The organism is Sphingopyxis sp. (assembly GCF_035998905.1).
Classification (GTDB): domain Bacteria; phylum Pseudomonadota; class Alphaproteobacteria; order Sphingomonadales; family Sphingomonadaceae; genus Sphingopyxis.
Genome location: NZ_DASYHG010000029.1, coordinates 316,106 through 333,839, shown reverse-complemented (window position 1 = coordinate 333,839; position 17,734 = coordinate 316,106). Strand labels below are relative to the sequence as shown.

The following is a 17,734-nucleotide window of genomic DNA, read 5'->3' as shown; positions in this document are numbered from 1 at the left end:
CAAGCCGCAAAGCCGCCACTTGGCGGCCGTTTCCGGGCGACACCCCTATGCGGCAGGTCGCGCCTTGGCGCCCCGCACCGGGGCACAAAAATACCGATTATCGGAAAAATGGCGCACCCGAAGGGATTCGAACCCCTGGCCTCTGCCTTCGGAGGGCAGCGCTCTATCCAGCTGAGCTACGGGTGCCGGTAGAGCGGCGCCTCTAGCAAGCCCGCGCCCCGCCAGCAATGGGCTATCGACCGCCGCGCGCGGATATGCGAAGCGGGCGCGCGCGAAACAAGGGAGCGTCGGTGAAAGCGTCCGAACAGAATTGGCCAATGGCCGCCGATCTTTATGGCGAGATGCAGCTCGAGGCGCATCCGCCGGCGCGCCGGCGCTGGCGCGACTATCTGCCCGGCGTCCTCGTCACCGCGATTGCCGCACTCGCCGCGGCCTGGCTCGCCGACCATTATGCCGCGCCGATCGTGCTGATGGGGCTGCTGATCGGCCTCGCCCTCTCCTTCCTGTCGCAGGATAGGCGTACCCACGCCGGGCTCGACCTGATGTCGCAGACCGCGCTGCGCGTCGGGATCGTGCTCGTCGGCGCGCGCATCACCGCCGAACAGCTCGCCGAACTCGGCCCCCTGCCCTTCGCGCTACTCGTGGTGATCATGCTCACGGTGATCATCGTCACCGTCGCGAGCGCACGGCTGTTCGCGCAGGACCGGCACGCCGCGCTGCTCGCGGGCGGCGCGACCGCGATCTGCGGCGCCTCGGCCGCGCTCGCGCTCTATTCGCTGATCGGCGACCGGCGCGTCGACCAGGCGCGTTTCACGCTGACGCTCGTCGGCATCACGGTCGCGAGCGCGCTCGCGATGACGCTCTATCCCGTGCTCGCCGCCGAACTCGGGCTGACCGATGCGCAGGCGGGATTCCTGATCGGCGCGTCGATCCATGACGTCGCGCAAGCGATCGGCGGCGGCTTTTCCTTCTCGCCGCAGGCGGGCGAGGTCGCAACGATCGTCAAGCTGACACGCGTCGCGCTGCTCGCGCCGACGCTGATGCTTGTCGCGCTGTGGCTCGGGCGAAGCGGCGAAGGCGACGGCAAGACGCGCATCCCGCTGCGCCTGCCCTGGTTCATCCTCGGCTTCCTCGCCGTGGCGGCGGTCAATTCGGTCGTCGCGATCCCGAAACCGGCGCAGGATGCCGCCGCCACGGGCGCGCAGGCGCTGCTGCTGCTCGCGATCGTCGCCACCGCGATGAAGGCGCGGCTGCACCTGCTGCTCGATCAGGGGTGGCGGAGCTTCGCACCGATCATCGTCGCGACGCTGGCCAGCTTCCTGCTGTCGCTCGCCGCCGCGCTCTGCCTGTGACGGCGTGGCTTCACCGTAACATTTTCTGGTTTCAGCTTTTTGGAAGCGCCCAGCTGACGGTCAACTGCGTCGCGCGGCGCGGGATATCGAGCTTGGCTTCGCTGAAATTGACCTTTTCATTGGGCGGCAACATCCGCACCGGCGGCTTGATCGTCCAGCTGTAGACGATCGTCCCCTGCGCATCGCGCAATTCGGCAAGGATCGGCGGCACGCGCTGTTCGCGGTCGGTCGGGTTGATGATCACCCCCGATGCCGCGAAATAGATCGTGCCGTCGGCGAGTTCGCGATGATCCTGGTTCGGCGGCAGTTCGATCACGAGATCGGGCTCGGCGACCATCCCCGGCAGCCCCAGCCCCTGTGCCCAGCTTGGCAGGCCGAACCAAGCGAGCCCCGCGGTCGCCGCGAGCATCAGGGCGGCCGCGCTCGCCGCGATGATCGTCCAGCGCTTCGCCGGATTGCGCCGCGGGCGCCGGAACGGCAGCGGCGCGTCGTCGGCAAGGGCGCGGCGCGGCGCCGGTTCGCTAGCGGAGGCAAAGGCCGGCGGCGCGGTTACCGGGTCTGCGGCCGGTTCGGGGAAATCGGAATATGTCGCCGCGGGTACGGGCGCGGCAGCCGGTTCGGGCGCCGGAACGCTCTCCGGTGCAGCCGGCGCAACAGGCGTTGGCGCAGGCGCGGCTTCGGCGGCGGCTGCCGAGGGTTCCTGGAACCAGCTATGGCGGCAATTGGCGCAGCGAACCGTGCGGCCCGTCGGTCCGATCGCCGTATCGGGCACGACATAACGCGTATGGCAGGACGGGCAGGCGAGGATCATGGGGTTCCTCTAAACACGCTGATTCGCAGCGTTGCAAGCCTCGCGTGGCGGCCGCGCCGTTACTCGCCGCTTTACGTCGGTGAACAGCCGTGTAACAGGCTTCGGCATGAGCGCCGATGCTCCCCTGTTCCGCAGACCGGCCATGGCGCGACGACGCGCGCGGGTGACGCCATGACGGACATCTCTCCTGCGCGTCCCGGCGGGGCGATGGTCGAATTCGACGGCGTCGGGCTGCGCTACGGCCCCGATGCCGAGATTTTGAGCGACATCAGCTTCAACCTGCAACCCGGCAGCTTCTATTTCCTGACCGGCGCGTCGGGTGCGGGCAAGACATCGCTGCTCAAGATGCTCTATCTCGCGCAGCGCCCGAGCCGCGGCATCGTCCGTCTGTTCGGCGAGGATCTGGTCGCGATGCCGCGCCACCGCCTGCCCGGCTTTCGCCGCCGCATCGGCGTCGTCTTCCAGGACTTCCGGCTGATCCCGCACCTGTCGGCGCGCGACAATATCGCGCTGCCGCTGCGTATCGCAGGGGTGAGCGAGGAAGACCTGTCGGGCCCGGTCGGCGAAATGTTGAGCTGGATCGGGCTGGGCGACCGCGCCGATGCGCGTCCCGCGACGCTGTCGGGCGGCGAGCAGCAGCGCGTCGCCATCGCGCGCGCGGTGATCGCGCGGCCTCAACTGCTCGTCGCCGACGAGCCGACGGGTAACGTCGACCCCGAAATGGCGATGCGCCTGCTGGGCTTGTTCGAGGCGCTCAACCGCCTTGGCACCACGGTCGTCGTCGCAACGCACGATATCCACCTGATCAGCCGCATCGAAAATGCGCAGATGATGCGGCTCGAACGCGGGCGCCTGTCCGACCCCACCGGTGCGCTGCGCTATCCCCCGGCGAACCGGGCATGATCATTCCGCGCGTTCCCGTCCAGCATCGCCGCCTGCTCCCCGACCATCGCCTCTCGGGGCCGACGCCGTGGGTTATCGCGATATTGATGATGCTGACCCTGCTCGCCGCCGCGGCCGGCGTCGGACTCGCACGGTCGGCGAATGCGATCGGCGATGCGATCGCGGGGCGCGTCACGGTGCAGATCGTCACCGCAAACCCGGTCACGCGCGCCGAACAGGCCGCCGCGCTCCGCCGCGCCGCCGCCGCGCAGCCCTTCGTGCTCTCCGCGCGCTCGGTCGAACAGGAAGAGTTGCAAGCGACGCTGGGACAATGGTTCGGGAGCAGCGAAGGTGACGATCCGGTGCTCAAATCGCTGCCCCTGCCCGCGCTGGTCGACATCGATTTCGTCGGCGAGGACCGCGCCGGTCCCATGCGCGCGCTCCGGGCGCTCGTCGCGCGCGAAGCGCCCGGAGCGCGCATCATCCCGCACGCCGAATGGCTCGGTCCGGTCGCGCGGCTGATCCGCTCGCTCGCGTGGATCGCCGGCGCCATGGTGCTGCTGATGGCGCTCGCCAGCGCCGCGGTGGTGATCATGACCGCGCGCGCCGCGCTCGGCACCCATTACGCAACGATCGAGATGCTCCACCTGATCGGCGCGACCGACCGCCAGATCACCCGGCTGTTCCAGCGCCGCATCGCGATCGACACCGCTTATGGGATCGCGCTCGGCAGCCTCGTCGCCACCGCGATCCTGCTGCTCATCGGTTGGCAATGGTCGGGAGTCACCTCGGGACTCGCGGCGACCGCGTCGCTCGGCGCGGCGGGCTGGGTGCTCTTGCTGGCGCTGCCGCTATTGGCTATCGCGCTCGCAGCCCTGACGGCGCGCCAGACGCTGCTCGCCGCGCTCAAGAAGATTTTATGATCAAGCGCCTGATTTCGCTTTTGTTCCTGGCTTGGGTGCTCGGCTTCGCCTGGTTTGCGCTGTTGCTGCCCTTGCCCGCCGATGCGCAAAAGACCGACGCGATCGTCGTGCTGACGGGCGGCCCCGGACGCATCGACCGCGCGCTCGAACGGCTCGAGGCGGGCGATGCGAAGCGCCTGTTGATCAGCGGCGTCGCGCGCGAGGTGAAGCCGCGCGAACTCGCCGCCGAATATAAGCGTCCGCTCGACCTGTTCGACTGCTGCATCGCGCTGGGGTTCGAGGCCGAGGATACGCGCTCGAACGCGACCGAGGTCGCGACCTGGGTTGCGCGGCGCAACTACAAGAGCATCCGGCTGATCACCACCGACTGGCATATGCGCCGCGCCGAATATGAAATCGGCCGCGCGGTCGGCGACAAGGTGACGATCCTGCCCGACGCGGTGCGCAGCCGGCCCAATTTCGCAACGCTGTTTCGCGAATATCATAAATATCTCGCGGGGCTGGCGGGCGGCGTCCTCGGGCTTTAAGAAGCGCGCCGATGCGCTACATCATTGCCCTTGCCCGCTCGATTTTGTTCTGGCTGCTGTTCGTCCTGATGAGCAGCTTCAGTTCGATCGGTGCGGTGATCTCGCTCCCCGTCTCGCACAAGGCGACGATCTGGTTCGTGCGCATCTGGGCGCAATTCCACCGGTTGATCTGCCGCTTTGTCCTGGGCCAGACGATCGTTGTCGAGGGCGACATGCCCGACATTCCGGTCCTCTATGTCTTCAAGCATGAGGGGGCGTTCGAGACGATCGAGCAGCCGGGGCTGTTTAGGCACCCCGCGGTATTCGCGAAAGAGCAGCTGTTCAACATTCCCGTCTGGGGTCAGGCGGCGCATTTCTATGGCCTGATCCCCGTCGACCGCGACGGCGGCGGCAAGGCGATGCGCGCCATGCTGAACGCCGCCAAGGCCGCGCTCGCCAAGGACCGGCCGCTGGTTCTGTTTGCCGAGGGTACGCGCATCCCGCACGGATCGGCGCCTCCCCTGCGTTCGGGCTTTGCCGGCATCTACCGCCTGCTCGGCGTGCCGGTGATCCCCGTCGCAGTGAACAGCGGCATCGCCTATCCGCCGCGCCGCTGGGTCAAATGGCCGGGGACGATCACCTACAAGGTCGGCGAGACGATCCCCGCCGGCCTGCCGCGCGAGGAAGCCGAAGAGCGCGTCTGGCGCGCGATCAACGCGCTGAACCCGCCCGAAGCGTTGCTGGAAGGCTACAAAGCCTCCTGATTCCCGTTCGTGTCGGAAGCCTAATGTTTCCGCCCGAAATCGGGCGCCGCGTCATCCTGCCCCTGTTCGATGATCGAACGGCGGATCGCGCGCGTGCGCGTGAACCAGTCCTCGAGCTTGTCGGCGTCGCCGCGGCGGATCGCCTGCTGGAGCACGGTCAGATCCTCGTTGAAGCGCTGCAGGGTCGCGAGCACCGCATCCTTGTTCGCGAGGAAGACGTCGCGCCACATCACCGGGTCGCTCGCCGCGATGCGCGTGAAGTCGCGAAAGCCGCCCGCCGAATATTTGATCACCTCGCTCTCGGTGACCTCTTCGAGCTCGCTCGCGGTGCCGACGATCGTGTAAGCGATGAGATGCGGCAGGTGGCTCGTCACCGCGAGCACCATGTCGTGATGCGCGGCATCCATCGTTTCGACCTTGGCGCCGAGCGCCTGCCAGAAAGACGTCAACGCCGTCACGGCGTCTTCGGATGCGTCGGCGCCCGGCGTGACGATGCACCAGCGGCCCTCGAACAAGGTCGCAAAGCCCGCCGCCGGCCCGCTGTTTTCGGTGCCCGCGACCGGGTGCGCCGGAATGACGGCATGATTGGGCAGCGCCTTCGCGAGCGCTTCGGCGACCCCGGCCTTCGACGAGCCAACGTCGGAAATGATCGCGTCGGGCTTCAGTCCCGGCGCGATCGCCGCCGCGGCATCGGCCGTGCGCCCGACCGGCACCGCGAGGATGACGAGGTCGGCTTCGGCCACCGCGGCCAGCGCATCGTCGGCGATCGTGTCGCAAAGCCCCAGATCGCGGGCGAGTTCGCGGACGTCGGCGCTGGCGTCATGGCCGGTGACCGTCACCTGCGGCAAGCGCTCGCCGATCGCGCGCGCGATCGACGAGCCGATCAGGCCCAGCCCGACGATCGCGACGCGGTCGATACGCATCAGCCGTTCAGCGCGGCGCGAATCGCCGCCGCAAGGCCGCGCGTCTCGTCCTCGGTGCCGATCGTCATGCGCAGCGCGCCCGGCAGCCCCTGCCCCGGCAGCCAGCGGACGATATAGCCCGCGTCCATCAACCGGTTGTAGACGGTCTCGGCGCTGACATCGCCCTCGAACAATACGAGCAGGAAGTTGCACGCCGACGGCACGACGCGCACGCCATGGTTGCCGAGGCTTTCGAGCTCACCCGCCAGCCAGGCACGCCATTTCGCATTATGCTCGCGGCTGTTGTTGACGAACGCGTCATCACCGAGCGCCGCGACCGCTGCTGCCTGCCCCGCGCGCGTGACGTTGAACGGCAGGCGGATACGGTGCAGCGCGGAAATCACCTCGGCGGCGGCATAGCCCCAGCCGATACGTTCGGCGGCGAGGCCGTGAATTTTCGAGAAGGTACGCGTGATAAAGACGTTCGGCTGAGTTTTCGCAAGCTCGAGCCCGCCGTCATCCTCGGCTTCGGACAGATATTCAGAATAGGCCTGGTCGATCACGAACAGGACATCCTTGGGCAGCCCGGCGTAGAGCCGCTGCACCTCTTCGCGCGTCGCGAGCGTGCCCGTCGGATTGTTCGGATTGGCGAGATAGACGACACGCGTCTTGTCGGTGACCGCTGCGAGCAGCGCATCGACGTCGGTCGCATAATCCTTGTCATCGGCCTCGACCGGCACCGCGCCGACGCGCCGCGCGGCGATTTCATAGACCGCAAAGCCATAGCGAACGTACAAAATCTCGTCGCCGACGCCGGCGTAGGTGCCCGCTGCAAGATGGAGCAGCTCGTCCGACCCGTTGCCGCAGATGATCCGCGCCGGATCGAGCCCGAATTTCGCCGCTATCGTCTCGCGCAGTAGGGCCGAACCCGGATCGGGATAGCGCGACAACGCATCGGGCGCCGCCTGCGCCGCAGCGAACGCCGCGCGCGCCTTTTCGCCGGTGCCCAGCGTATTTTCGTTCGCCGACAGCTTGATGAGCGGGCGTCCGTCGGCGCCCGCGGACTTGCCGGGAACATAGGGGGCGATGCCGCTGATCCACGGCTTGGGCGTAAGGGTCTGGGTCGTGTCGGTCATGCGGTGGCGTTTAGCGGCTGTGCGACGCGAGTCCAGCACGTTGACAGTCTTCGCGCACCCGCTTAGCCCCGCCGCACCATGGCGAGCCTGCTACACGATATCCAGCATCACAGCGTGACGATTCCGGCACCGCTGCCGCTCGACAGCGGGCAGGTTCTGGGCTCGGTGACGATCGCCTATCAGAGCTATGGCGCGTTGAACGCCGACAAGTCGAACGCAGTGCTCATCTGTCACGCGCTGACCGGCGACCAATATGTCGCGAGCGACCATCCCGCGACGGGCAAACCCGGCTGGTGGGCGCGCATGGTCGGCCCGGGCAAGCCGATCGACACCGACCGCTTCCACGTGATCTGCGCCAATGTCCTCGGCAGCTGCATGGGGACGAGCGGCCCCGCTTCGCCCGACGCCGCGACCGGCGCGCCGCTCGGCATGCACTTCCCCGTCATCACGATCACCGACATGGTGCGCGCGCAGGCGATGCTGCTCGATCATCTCGGCATCGCACGGCTTCATGCCGTCGTCGGCGGGTCGATGGGGGGTATGCAGACGCTCGCCTGGGCCGCGACCTATCCCGAGCGCCTCGCCTCGGCGCTCGTGATCGCGAGCGCGGCGCGGCATTCGGCGCAGAATATCGCGTTCCACGAGGTCGGGCGGCAGGCGATCATGGCCGACCCCGACTGGCAGGACGGCCAATATTATGGCAGCGCGCGCGCGCCCACCAAGGGTCTCGCGGTCGCGCGCATGGCGGCGCACATCACCTATTTGTCCGAGGAAGGGCTGACCGAAAAGTTCGGCCGCCGCCTGCAGGCGCGCGACATCAAGAGCTTCGGTTTCGACGCCGACTTCCAGATCGAATCCTATCTCAGGCATCAGGGACTCGCCTTCACCGATCGCTTCGACGCCAACGCCTATCTCTATATCACGCGCGCGATGGACTATTTCGACCTCGCCGACCCGCATGACGGACGCCTCGCAGGCGCGTTCGCAAACGCAAAGAACGTGCGCTTCACGCTCGTCAGCTTCGACACCGACTGGCTCTATCCGACCTCCGAATCGCGCCGTGTCGTCCAGGCGCTGCAAAGCGTCGGCGCTGCGGCGAGCTTCGTCGAACTGTCGGCGCCCTTCGGCCACGACAGCTTCCTCCTCGACGTGCCCGCGCTCGACCGGCTCGTCGCCGGATCGCTGAAAGCAGGGCTGGCATGACCGGAAACTATCGCCTGTCATTCGACGCGGCCGACATGCAGGTCGATGCGATTCATACTTTTCTGGCGCAGAGCTATTGGGCCGCGAACATCGCGCGCGGCGTTGTCGAACGTGCCATCGCGGGGTCGCTCTGCATCGGCGTCTTTGCACCGGGCGGCGCGCAGGTCGGCTTTGCCCGCGTCGTCACCGATCGCGCGACCTTCGCCTATCTGGCCGACGTCTATGTGCTCGAGGCGCATCGCGGGCACGGCCTCGCCGCGCGCATGGTGACCGCGTTGCACGACCACCCCGATCTGCAGGGGCTCCGGCGCTGGATGCTCGCGACCAGCGACGCCCACGGCCTTTATGCCGCGCTCGGCTGGACCCCGGTCGAGGACAGCGCGCCGTTCATGCAGCGACACTTCCCCGACGTCTACAGGCAGGCCTGACGATGAAGCTGCGCCCCGATCTTGCGATCATCGCCGATGCCGTCCCGTCGACGGCGCGCGTGCTCGACGTCGGCTGCGGCGACGGCGACCTGATGGCGGCACTCCGCGACAAGGGCGTCGATGCCCGGGGGCTCGAGATCGATCCCGACAACGTCACCGCGGCGATCGCGCGCGGCCAGTCGGTGGTGCAGGGCGACGCCAACCGCGACCTTGCCGACTATCCCGACGACGCCTTCGACTATGCGATCCTGTCGCAAACGCTGCAGACGACCGAACGCCCCGACCGTGTCGTCGACGAACTGCTGCGCATCGCGCCGCGCGCCTTCGTCAGCTTCCCCAATTTCGCGCATTGGCGGATCCGCCTCGCGCTCCTGTGGGGCGGGCGGATGCCGGTGACGCGGCTGTTGCCCGTCGCCTGGTACGAAACGCCGAACATCCACCATGTCACGGTCAGCGATTTTCGCGACCTCGTGCGCGACAAGGGCATCGCGGTCGAACGCGTCTGGCACCTGTCGGGCGACCGGCCGACGAGCGACGCCGCCGCGAGCTGGCGCGCCGAACATGCGATCTTCCTGATTTCGCGTTAAGTCAGTCGCGCTTCTTCAGTCCGTTCGCGAGCAGGTCGTTCGCGATGCGCGCAATCTCCGATATGTCACTCTCTTCGTCCCACAAACCATAGCGCATACCAAGGAACACGTTCATCCCGCCGATCGCCCAGGCGTGGATCTCGCTGACGTCATCGCGGATCTCACCGCGCGCCGCGCCGCCCTCGAGCCGCTGGCGGACGCGCGCGACGGTCGTTTCATAGTGGCGGCGATAGCTCGCATAATCGACGAACTCGGCCTCGTCGATGATGCGGTAAATCTCCTTATGCTCGCGCACGAAGCCCAGATAGGATTCGAGCCCGATGCGTTCGGCGCTGATCTCATCGGGCGCGGCCTGGACGAGCGGGGTGACATGATCGCGTAACTGTTCGCTCATATAGCGCACGAGCGCCTGGAAGATTTCCTCTTTCGAATCGAAATAGGTGTAGAAACTGCCGAGCGCGGTCCCGGCGCGGCGCGTGATCGCGCTGATCGACGCTTCATGAAAACCGCGCTCGCCGAATTCGATCGCCGCGGCGTCGAGCAGCTTGCGCAAGGTCCGGCGCCCGCGCTCGGTGCGCGGCGTCTTGTCGCGCGGTTCGCTCTCGGCATGTTCTGTCGCGACTGGCGGCTGATCCATAAACTGCCCTTGCCTCCCCTCCGTCGCTGCATCGTGGCTTTTTCGCACCACTGGCAAGCAAAAAACGACGATTGCACATTCCAAGTTGAAACTTGGTTCATGTTTCATTATTGGAAGCGGCGCGGCTTGGCAAGCACCAGCCCAAGAAAACCGACAAGGGTGGCGAGGGGCCGCCCGCCACATGGGAGAGTCTTCATGCGTCCTTTCGCCCGCTCGCTGCGCCGTGCCGTCCTCGCCACCAGCGCGCTTTCCATGATCGCCTTTGCCCCCCCGGTCTTTGCGCAGGAAGAGGGCGCGAGCACCGACGCCAGCGACAATGAGATCATCGTGACGGCACGCCGCCGCGACGAACGGCTGATCGACGTTCCGGTCGCGATTACCGCCTATTCGGGCGACGCGCTCGCCAAGGCCGGCGCGATCGACATTACCGACATCGGCCAGACCACGCCGAACACGACGCTCGAAGTGTCGCGCGGTTCGAACTCGACGCTCAGCGCCTTCATCCGCGGTGTGGGCCAGCAGGATCCGGTATCGGGCTTCGAACAGGGCGTCGGCATCTATCTCGATGACGTCTATCTCAACCGCCCGCAGGCCGCAGTCCTCGACATCTATGACGTCGAACGCATCGAAGTGCTGCGCGGGCCGCAAGGCACGCTCTACGGCCGCAACACGATCGGCGGCGCGGTCAAATATGTGACCAAGCAATTGCCCGAGGAATTCTCGCTCAAGATCAAGGGCACGCTTGGCACCTATGACCAGGCCGACCTGATCGTCACCGCGAGCGCGCCGATCGGCGACCTCCTGCGCGTCGGCGTGTCGGGCGCGCGCCTGTCGCGCGGCGGCTTCGGCGACAACCTCACCACCGGCCTCGAAAATTACAACAAGGACGTGTGGGCCGGGCGCGGTACGGTCGAACTCGGCGGCTATGGCGCGCCGGTCCTGATCCGCATCTCGGGCGACTATAGCAAGGACAAGAGCGACCCGCGCGGCGGGCATCGCCTGATCGCCGGTCTCAAGACGGGCGCACCGGTCCTCGACGACGTCTATGACAGCCGCGGCGGTCTCAACGATCCCAAGCAGGAAATCGAGGCTTACGGCCTCGCGATGAATGTCACCGCCGAACTCAGCGACACGGTGACCCTCCGCTCGATCAGCGCCTGGCGCAAGGATAATTCGGCGACCCCGATCGATTTCGACGCACTGCCCGCGGTCGACGTCGACGTCCCCGGCTATTATTTCAACGAGCAGCTGAGCCAGGAATTCCAGCTGCTTTACGAAGGCGAAAAATTGAAGGGCCTGCTCGGCTTCTATTATCTCGATGCCAAGGCCGACACGCTGTTCGACGTGCGCATCTTCAACAATGTTGCCGGGCTGACCGCCTTTACCGAGGCCGATGTCGACACCACGACCTTTGCCGTGTTCGGCGACTTCACCTATGATTTCACCGACCAGTTCAGCCTGTCGGTCGGCGGCCGCTACACCTGGGACAAGCGCGAGGCGCATATCCTGCGCCAGAATTATATCGGCGGCGGGTCGCCCGTCTTCGGCGGCGCGGGAATCGCGGCAGGCGCGCCAAGCACCAATTTCGACGGCAGCCGCAGCTTCAACAAATTCACCCCGCGCGTATCGCTGTCGTACAAGCCGAACCCCGACCATAATTTCTACGCCAGCTATTCGCAGGGCTTCAAGGGCGGCGGCTTCGATCCGCGCGGGGTCGGCGCCAACGCCCCCGCCGCAATCCCCGGCCGGCCGACCAACGACGAGGTCGCGAACTTCCTGAGCTTCCGCCCCGAAAAGGTCGAAAGCTATGAAGTCGGATATAAGGGCAGCCTGCTCGACGGCGCGGTCAATGTCGCGCTTGCGGGCTTCTACGCCGATTATACCGACGTCCAGATCCCGGGCTCGGTCGCGTGTACGGTGTCGGGCCTGCCGACCTTCTGCGGCGTCGTGTCGAATGCCGGCAAGGCGAAGTTCAAGGGCCTCGAATTCGAAGGCCGCGCACGCCTCGGTCAGGACATGGCCACGCCGGGCGACCGGCTGACCTTCTCGACGGCACTCGGCTATATCGACGCCGAGTATAAGGAATATATCACCAATATCGCGAGCGTTCCGACCGATGTCGCCGCGTTCCGCGAAGTGCAGAACACGCCGAAATGGACCGCAAGCGGCACGCTCGCCTATTCGGCCCCGGTCGGCGACGGCGACATCAGCTTTGCCACCACGCTGTCGTACCGCAGCAAGACCTATCAGTTCGAAATCCCGAACCCCTATATCGACCAGAAGGGGTTCGCGCTTTGGGATGCGAGCCTCGTCTATACCGCGCCCGACGAACGCTGGAGCATCGGGCTGTTCGGCAAGAATCTGCTCGACAAGCAGTATAAGACGTCGGGCTATACCTTCATGGTCGCGAACCCGACAACCGGTGCGCTCGTCCAGACTGCGGCACCGACGCCCGTCGCGGCATGCCCCGGCATGGCGCCGCTGCCCGCGGGCAGCCTGATCCCGGCCTTGGGCTGCGAAGGCGTGCTCACCGCTTTTTACGGCAATCCGCGCCAGGTCTTCGTCACCGGCACGGTCAAATTCTGATCTTCGGATAAGGGGAGAAAGGGGCGTCCGTCGCGGCGCCCCTTTTTCTATGGCCTGAGCGGCGGCGCCCCGGCGCGCGCGACCATGCGTTCGCCGTCGATCACGATCGGGCTCGCGACACCATCGATCGACGCGCCCTCGGGCCGGAAGCGCATCCCGCGCGCCCGGACCTGCGGATCGGCGAACACCTGCGCGAGGTCGTTGATCGGCCCCGCGGGAACCCCCTCGGCCTCGAGCGCAAGCGACAGCGGCTGCGCGTCCCACGCGGCGATCTTTGCGGCGAGCAGCGGGATCAATTCGGCGCGGTTCGCGAGCCGCGCGGCATTGTTGACGAAACGCGGATCGTCGGCCCATTCGGGCACGCCCAATATCGCGCAGAGCTTGCGATACTGGCCGTCGTTGCCGACCGCGATCACGAGCTGGCCGTCGGCGGTCGCAAAGACCTGATAGGGCACGACATTGACGTGGGCGTTGCCCATCCGCTTCGGCGCGACGCCGCTCGCCAGATAATTGGCCGCCTGATTGGCGAGCACCGCAACCTGCGAATCGAGCAGCGCCATGTCGACATGTGCGCCCTTTCCGGTGACGTCACGGCGTCGCAGCGCCGCGAGGATCGCGACGGCGGAATACATGCCGGTGAAGATATCGGCATAGGCGATCCCGGCCTTTTGCGGCGCGCCGTCGGGCTCGCCGGTCAGCGACATGAAGCCGCTCATCGCCTGCACGATATAGTCATAGCCGGCGCGGTGCGCATAAGGCCCGGTCTGGCCGAAGCCGGTGATCGAGCAGACGACCAGCTGCGGGAAATCGGCGCAGAGCCGCGCGGGGTCGAGCCCATATTTGACGAGCCCGCCGACCTTGTAATTTTCGATCACGGCATCGGCATCGGCGAGCAGCGCCCGCACCTCCGCCTGCCCCGCGGCCGACGCGATGTCGATCGCGACGCTCAGCTTGCCGCGGTTGCAGCTGTGATAATAGGCCGCGCCCAGATTCTCGCCCGCCGCGCCGGTGACGAAGGGCGGGCCCCATTCGCGCGTATCGTCGCCCGCGCCCGGCCGCTCGACCTTGATCACCTCGGCGCCGAGGTCAGCGAGCAATTGCCCGCACCACGGCCCCGCGAGCACACGCGCCAGTTCGACGACGCGGATGCCCTGCAAAGGTTTTAAGCCCTGGGGCTCAGGCAAAGGCCGAAATACCCGTGATCGCGCGGCCGAGGATCAGCGCGTGAACATCGTGCGTGCCCTCATACGTGTTCACCGTCTCGAGGTTCACCGCGTGGCGGATGACATGATAGTCGGCCGAAATCCCGTTACCGCCGTGCATATCGCGCGCGACGCGCGCGATATCGAGCGCCTTGCCGCAATTGTTGCGCTTGAGCAGGCTGATCGCATCGGGGATGAGCCGCCCCTCGTCGATCAACCGGCCGACGCGCAGCGCGGTGTGCAAGCCCAGCGTGATTTCGGTGAGCATGTTGGCGAGCTTGAGCTGCACGATCTGGTTCGCCGCGAGCGGGCGCCCGAACTGCTTGCGCTCGCCGGTATAGCCCCGCGCCGCTTCATAGCAGAATTCGGCCGCGCCCATCGCGCCCCAGCCGATGCCGTAGCGCGCGCGGTTGAGGCAGCCGAACGGCCCTTTGAGCCCCGAAACATGCGGCAACAGCGCATCTTCGCCCACCTCGACCGAATCCATGACGATCTCGCCGGTGACCGACGCGCGCAGGCTCACCTTGCCCTCGATCTTGGGCGCCGACAGGCCCTTCATGCCCTTTTCGAGCACGAAACCGCGAATCGCGCCGTCATGCGCCTCCGACTTCGCCCAGACGACGAAAACGTCGGCGATCGGCGAATTGGTGATCCACATCTTCGCGCCCTTGAGGCGATATCCGCCTTCGATCTTTTCGGCGCGCGTGCGCATCCCGCCGGGATCGCTGCCCGCGTCGGGCTCGGTCAGGCCGAAACAGCCGACGAGTTCGCCCGAAGTGAGCCCGGGCAGATATTTGCGCTTCTGCTCCTCGCTGCCATAGGCGTTGATCGGGTGAATCACGAGGCTGCTCTGCACCGAACAGGCCGAACGATAGCCCGAATCGATCCGTTCGACTTCTCGCGCAATCAGGCCATAGCTGACATAATTCAGCCCCGCGCCGCCATATTCGGGATCGATCGTCGCGCCGAGGAGGCCGAGTGCGCCCATTTCCGACATGATCTCTCGATCGAAGCGTTCGTCGAGGAACGCCGAGGTCACGCGCGGCAACAGCGCGTCGGTCGCATAGGACCGCGCGGTATCGCGGACCATCCGCTCCTCTTCGCTGAGCTCGGCGTCGAGCTGGAGGGGATCGAGCGGGTCGAGCGCTTCGATGCGCTGCGGGTCGGCGAGGGCCATGGAACGGGCTTTCTCTCTAAAGGGCGGGCAGCCCTTACCGGAATGCGCGCTATGGGGTCGGTTCGGCCGCTTTCGGGGCCATCGCGGCAGCGGGGCTGTCGCGCGGTTCCAATATCGCCGCCGTCTCGATCAGGTCAAGCGCGCGCCGCGCCTCATGATAGCGGCGCGCATCGATCAGCCAGTCGTTCGCCGCGGCCGCGCCGGGCATCGCCTCGACCTCGGCAATCGCAAGGTCGGCTTGGCCGGCCGCGAGATAGCGCCGCGCGCGATCGAGACGTTCGGATGCACGCGGCGATTGCGTTCCCGCCGCGCGCACGACGAACAGCTCGCCCAGTTCGCGGCGCAGCCCGGTCCACAGGCTGCCATTGCCGTCACCGTTCCGCCCGACGAGTTGCGGCGCGAGCGTGTCGAGTTCGGCGCGAAGCTGTTCGAGCGTCACCGGTTCGCGCGAGGTGTCGATGATCGTTTTCACCGCATTGGGCTGGTCATCACCAAAGCGCAGCCGGAGCTGGGCGTCGAGATAACCAAGCGACAGCCCGCGATCGAGCGCGCGCCGGACGGCAAAGGCGACGAGGAGCCCTTCGGCGCGCGACGCATTGCCCGATGCCGATTCGGCTTCGAGGGTGATTCGCGACAATCGTTGTTCGAGTTCGGCGACGCGCGCCGCGAGCGCATTCGCGCCGTCGACGGGCGCAACCACCATCGGCTGGCCGTCGGGCGCACCCTTCGCCGCGCCTGCAACGAGGAGCGGATTCGCGGTCCCTGCCGATGGCTCGATCGCTTTCGGAGCCGACGGCAAATTATCGCCCGTCAGCCAACGATTTACCGCCCATCCGCCTCCGGCGATTCCGATCAGGAGCAGGACGAGGGCGCCAAGGCCGACCGCGCGGAACGATAGCCCTCTCGTCGGGACCGCCTCGTCCTGCACGGGCGAGGTGGTGTCGATACTGTCGATTGCCATGTTTCTCTTTCGAACGACCCTATTTTGCACCCTTGTGCCACAAAGCACGCGCCTGTGCCAATATTGCGACATCGTCCGGCTGTCCCGCGATGGCGATATCGTGCCACCCGCTCCCGGCGGCCGCCGCGACCGCGGGGCTGATTGCAACGAGCGACAGATGGTCGCGTGCGGCGCCTACAAGGTCCGAAATCCGCCGTGCGGCACGCGCCGAATGGGCGAGCAGGACCGCGGGTTCGGCGATCAGCCCCATCCATTCGGCAGGCGGCGGGACGGGATCGACAGCATAGCAGGGCAAGGCCGTGATCGCCGCGCCGCGCAGGTCGAATTCGGACCGGTCTCGCCCGCAAAGCCATAATATATCTCGGATATTTTCTGACGTCATGGCGTCAAGAAGCTGCCCGGCGTCCGTCGATCCGACCGTCGCCACCGTCAGTCCCGCTGCCTCTGCCGCGCGCGCGGTCGCCGCGCCGACGGCATAGGCGGGCAGCGATGCCATCCGGACAAGGCCCGGACCCGCGAGCCGCACTGCCGCCGCGCTGGTGAGCAGCAGCGCGTCGAAATCTTCGGGGGGCGGTGCGTCCCAATCGAGCGCGCGCGCTGCAAAAAGCGGCATGGCGCGCGCGTCGAACCCCATTCCCATCGCCCGCTCGACCGTCGCCGCGTTGCCCGGTTCGGGCCGCGTGACGATCAATGGCGGGCCGTCGGTCATCGCGCGAACAGGCGCCGGACGCTGTCGGGCGCTTCGCCGAGCAGGCGGCGCGCCAGCACTTCGGGCGCCTCCGAATTCGCGACAACGACATGTCCGGCAACATGGTCGGCGCCATCCTCCGAAAAAACCTCGGCATCGAGGCGGAGCGTGCCGTCATCCCGCCAATGCGCGTGCGCCGCGACCGGCGAGCGGCAATCGCCGCCCAGCGCCGCGAGAAACGCACGCTCGGCCATCACCGCGCGATGCGTCGGCGCGTGATCGACCGCGGCGAGCAGCGCGCGCGTCGCCGCATCGCCCGCGCGGCATTCGATCCCGATCGCACCCTGCGACGCCGCGGGAAGCAGCAGGCGCACGTCCTGCACCGTTCCAACGTCGTGCATCCCCAGCCGGTCGAGCCCCGCCGCCGCGAGCAAGGTCGCGTCGGCGTCGCCGCCGGCGATCTTGGCAAGCCGTGTCGCGACATTGCCGCGCAGCAGCACCGTTTCGAGGTCGGGGCGAATGCGCTTCACCTGCGCCGCGCGGCGCGGGCTGCTCGTCCCGAGCCGTGCGCCCTGCGGCAAATCGGCGATCGAAATGGCCGCTATGCCCTCGCGCACGACCAGCCGGTCGCGCGGATCGGCGCGTTCGAGCATCGCGCCGAGGAAAAAGCGCGCCTCGCGCAGCGTTTCGACATCCTTCAGCGAATGGACCGCGATATCGATCGTCCCGGCGTCGAGCGCGGCGTCGAGTTCGCGCGTCCAGAGCGCCTTGCCGCCGACCTCGGCGAGCGCCCGGTCCTGGATCTTGTCACCGGTTGCGGTCATCGGCACGATTTCGAGCGCCGCCATATCGATGCCATGACTGGCAATCAGCGCCGCAGCCGCCATATGCGCCTGGGCCATCGCGAGCGGCGACGCGCGCGTGCCGATGCGAAGCGGGTTTTGGGGAGTAGGAAGGCCATTCATGCGCAAGCTGCTAGCGCGGGTTGC

Annotated in this window: 18 protein-coding genes and 1 tRNA gene; 9 read left to right on the top strand and 10 right to left on the bottom strand. The window is 67.0% G+C overall.

Annotated elements, in window-relative coordinates:
• Positions 1-109: 109 nt before the first annotated feature.
• Positions 110-186, bottom strand: a tRNA-Arg gene (locus VGN62_RS18910).
• A gap of 104 nt (positions 187-290) precedes the next feature.
• Here VGN62_RS18910 and VGN62_RS18905 point away from each other — a divergent pair.
• Positions 291-1,352 carry a YeiH family protein gene (locus tag VGN62_RS18905; protein WP_327456774.1) on the top strand — a complete coding sequence of 354 codons (1,062 nt, stop codon included), beginning with the start codon at positions 291-293 and terminating at the stop codon, positions 1,350-1,352.
• Positions 1,353-1,383: 31 nt separating this feature from the next.
• On the opposite strand, the gene VGN62_RS18900 is transcribed toward VGN62_RS18905, so the two are convergent.
• On the bottom strand, positions 1,384-2,163 hold the full coding sequence (locus VGN62_RS18900) for a zinc-ribbon domain-containing protein (RefSeq protein WP_327456772.1): 780 nt from the start codon (positions 2,161-2,163) through the stop codon (positions 1,384-1,386).
• A 171-nt stretch (positions 2,164-2,334) separates the two neighbouring features.
• Between VGN62_RS18900 and ftsE the strand changes: the two genes are divergently transcribed.
• From ftsE to VGN62_RS18880, 4 genes are read left to right on the top strand one after another with little or no spacing between them, the layout of a single operon-like run.
• Positions 2,335-3,066 carry a cell division ATP-binding protein FtsE gene (gene ftsE / locus VGN62_RS18895; protein WP_327456770.1) on the top strand — a complete coding sequence of 244 codons (732 nt, stop codon included), beginning with the start codon at positions 2,335-2,337 and terminating at the stop codon, positions 3,064-3,066.
• Positions 3,063-3,968: a cell division protein gene (locus tag VGN62_RS18890; protein WP_327456768.1), complete on the top strand. Its 906-nt coding sequence runs from the start codon at positions 3,063-3,065 to the stop codon at positions 3,966-3,968. The genes ftsE and VGN62_RS18890 overlap by 4 nt, the downstream gene beginning before the upstream one ends.
• A complete protein-coding gene (locus tag VGN62_RS18885; RefSeq protein ID WP_327456766.1) occupies positions 3,965-4,495 on the top strand; it encodes a YdcF family protein in 531 nt (176 codons plus the stop codon). The genes VGN62_RS18890 and VGN62_RS18885 overlap by 4 nt, the downstream gene beginning before the upstream one ends.
• Positions 4,496-4,506: 11 nt before the next feature.
• Entirely contained in the window at positions 4,507-5,238 is a 732-nt protein-coding gene (locus VGN62_RS18880) for a lysophospholipid acyltransferase family protein (RefSeq protein WP_327456764.1), read from the top strand.
• A gap of 20 nt (positions 5,239-5,258) precedes the next feature.
• Here the strand turns inward: VGN62_RS18880 and VGN62_RS18875 are convergent, their stop codons facing one another.
• Both VGN62_RS18875 and hisC read right to left on the bottom strand, forming a co-directional pair.
• Positions 5,259-6,161, bottom strand: coding sequence for a prephenate/arogenate dehydrogenase family protein (locus VGN62_RS18875; RefSeq protein WP_414713300.1), 903 nt, complete (start codon positions 6,159-6,161; stop codon positions 5,259-5,261).
• A complete protein-coding gene (gene hisC, locus VGN62_RS18870) occupies positions 6,161-7,276 on the bottom strand; it encodes a histidinol-phosphate transaminase (RefSeq protein WP_327456762.1) in 1,116 nt (371 codons plus the stop codon). The genes VGN62_RS18875 and hisC overlap by 1 nt, the downstream gene beginning before the upstream one ends.
• A 78-nt stretch (positions 7,277-7,354) precedes the next feature.
• Between hisC and metX the strand changes: the two genes are divergently transcribed.
• Genes metX through metW form a run of 3 tightly spaced genes read left to right on the top strand, consistent with a single transcriptional unit; the run spans position 7,355 to position 9,494 of the window.
• A complete protein-coding gene (gene metX / locus VGN62_RS18865; RefSeq protein WP_327456760.1) occupies positions 7,355-8,479 on the top strand; it encodes a homoserine O-acetyltransferase MetX in 1,125 nt (374 codons plus the stop codon).
• On the top strand, positions 8,476-8,907 hold the full coding sequence (locus VGN62_RS18860) for a GNAT family N-acetyltransferase (protein ID WP_327456758.1): 432 nt from the start codon (positions 8,476-8,478) through the stop codon (positions 8,905-8,907). The genes metX and VGN62_RS18860 overlap by 4 nt, the downstream gene beginning before the upstream one ends.
• Before the next feature lie 2 nt (positions 8,908-8,909).
• Positions 8,910-9,494, top strand: coding sequence for a methionine biosynthesis protein MetW (gene metW / locus VGN62_RS18855; protein WP_327456756.1), 585 nt, complete (start codon positions 8,910-8,912; stop codon positions 9,492-9,494).
• 1 nt (position 9,495) lies between these two features.
• Here metW and VGN62_RS18850 read toward each other — a convergent pair whose 3' ends face one another.
• Positions 9,496-10,131 (bottom strand): TetR/AcrR family transcriptional regulator, encoded by a 636-nt coding sequence (locus VGN62_RS18850; protein WP_327456754.1) that lies wholly within the window; start codon positions 10,129-10,131, stop codon positions 9,496-9,498.
• 195 nt (positions 10,132-10,326) lie between these two features.
• On the opposite strand from VGN62_RS18850, the gene VGN62_RS18845 reads away from it, so the two are divergent.
• A complete protein-coding gene (locus VGN62_RS18845) occupies positions 10,327-12,717 on the top strand; it encodes a TonB-dependent receptor (protein WP_327456752.1) in 2,391 nt (796 codons plus the stop codon).
• Positions 12,718-12,764: 47 nt separating this feature from the next.
• On the opposite strand, the gene VGN62_RS18840 is transcribed toward VGN62_RS18845, so the two are convergent.
• Genes VGN62_RS18840 through hemC form a run of 5 tightly spaced genes read right to left on the bottom strand, consistent with a single transcriptional unit; the run spans position 12,765 to position 17,710 of the window.
• A complete protein-coding gene (locus VGN62_RS18840; RefSeq protein ID WP_327456750.1) occupies positions 12,765-13,874 on the bottom strand; it encodes a CaiB/BaiF CoA-transferase family protein in 1,110 nt (369 codons plus the stop codon).
• 19 nt (positions 13,875-13,893) lie between these two features.
• A complete protein-coding gene (locus VGN62_RS18835) occupies positions 13,894-15,096 on the bottom strand; it encodes an acyl-CoA dehydrogenase (RefSeq protein ID WP_327456748.1) in 1,203 nt (400 codons plus the stop codon).
• Positions 15,097-15,145: 49 nt separating this feature from the next.
• Positions 15,146-16,057: a mitofilin family membrane protein gene (locus tag VGN62_RS18830; protein ID WP_327456746.1), complete on the bottom strand. Its 912-nt coding sequence runs from the start codon at positions 16,055-16,057 to the stop codon at positions 15,146-15,148.
• A gap of 19 nt (positions 16,058-16,076) precedes the next feature.
• Positions 16,077-16,766, bottom strand: coding sequence for a uroporphyrinogen-III synthase (locus VGN62_RS18825; protein WP_327456744.1), 690 nt, complete (start codon positions 16,764-16,766; stop codon positions 16,077-16,079).
• Positions 16,763-17,710 carry a hydroxymethylbilane synthase gene (hemC, locus tag VGN62_RS18820; RefSeq protein WP_327456742.1) on the bottom strand — a complete coding sequence of 316 codons (948 nt, stop codon included), beginning with the start codon at positions 17,708-17,710 and terminating at the stop codon, positions 16,763-16,765. Before hemC ends, VGN62_RS18825 begins: the two co-directional genes overlap by 4 nt.
• Positions 17,711-17,734 lie beyond the last annotated feature (24 nt).

Bases quoted from the DNA above. Each gene is read 5' to 3' on its own strand.
- VGN62_RS18900 (WP_327456772.1), bottom strand. From the start codon at position 2,163: ATGATCCTCGCCTGCCCGTCCTGCCATACGCGTTATGTCGTGCCCGAT.
- ftsE (WP_327456770.1), top strand. From the start codon at position 2,335: ATGACGGACATCTCTCCTGCGCGTCCCGGCGGGGCGATGGTCGAATTC.
- VGN62_RS18890 (WP_327456768.1), top strand. From the start codon at position 3,063: ATGATCATTCCGCGCGTTCCCGTCCAGCATCGCCGCCTGCTCCCCGAC.
- VGN62_RS18885 (WP_327456766.1), top strand. From the start codon at position 3,965: ATGATCAAGCGCCTGATTTCGCTTTTGTTCCTGGCTTGGGTGCTCGGC.
- VGN62_RS18880 (WP_327456764.1), top strand. From the start codon at position 4,507: ATGCGCTACATCATTGCCCTTGCCCGCTCGATTTTGTTCTGGCTGCTG.
- VGN62_RS18875 (WP_414713300.1), bottom strand. From the start codon at position 6,161: ATGCGTATCGACCGCGTCGCGATCGTCGGGCTGGGCCTGATCGGCTCG.
- hisC (WP_327456762.1), bottom strand. From the start codon at position 7,276: ATGACCGACACGACCCAGACCCTTACGCCCAAGCCGTGGATCAGCGGC.
- metX (WP_327456760.1), top strand. From the start codon at position 7,355: ATGGCGAGCCTGCTACACGATATCCAGCATCACAGCGTGACGATTCCG.
- VGN62_RS18860 (WP_327456758.1), top strand. From the start codon at position 8,476: ATGACCGGAAACTATCGCCTGTCATTCGACGCGGCCGACATGCAGGTC.
- metW (WP_327456756.1), top strand. From the start codon at position 8,910: ATGAAGCTGCGCCCCGATCTTGCGATCATCGCCGATGCCGTCCCGTCG.
- VGN62_RS18850 (WP_327456754.1), bottom strand. From the start codon at position 10,131: ATGGATCAGCCGCCAGTCGCGACAGAACATGCCGAGAGCGAACCGCGC.
- VGN62_RS18845 (WP_327456752.1), top strand. From the start codon at position 10,327: ATGCGTCCTTTCGCCCGCTCGCTGCGCCGTGCCGTCCTCGCCACCAGC.
- VGN62_RS18835 (WP_327456748.1), bottom strand. From the start codon at position 15,096: ATGGCCCTCGCCGACCCGCAGCGCATCGAAGCGCTCGACCCGCTCGAT.
- VGN62_RS18830 (WP_327456746.1), bottom strand. From the start codon at position 16,057: ATGGCAATCGACAGTATCGACACCACCTCGCCCGTGCAGGACGAGGCG.
- VGN62_RS18825 (WP_327456744.1), bottom strand. From the start codon at position 16,766: ATGACCGACGGCCCGCCATTGATCGTCACGCGGCCCGAACCGGGCAAC.
- hemC (WP_327456742.1), bottom strand. From the start codon at position 17,710: ATGAATGGCCTTCCTACTCCCCAAAACCCGCTTCGCATCGGCACGCGC.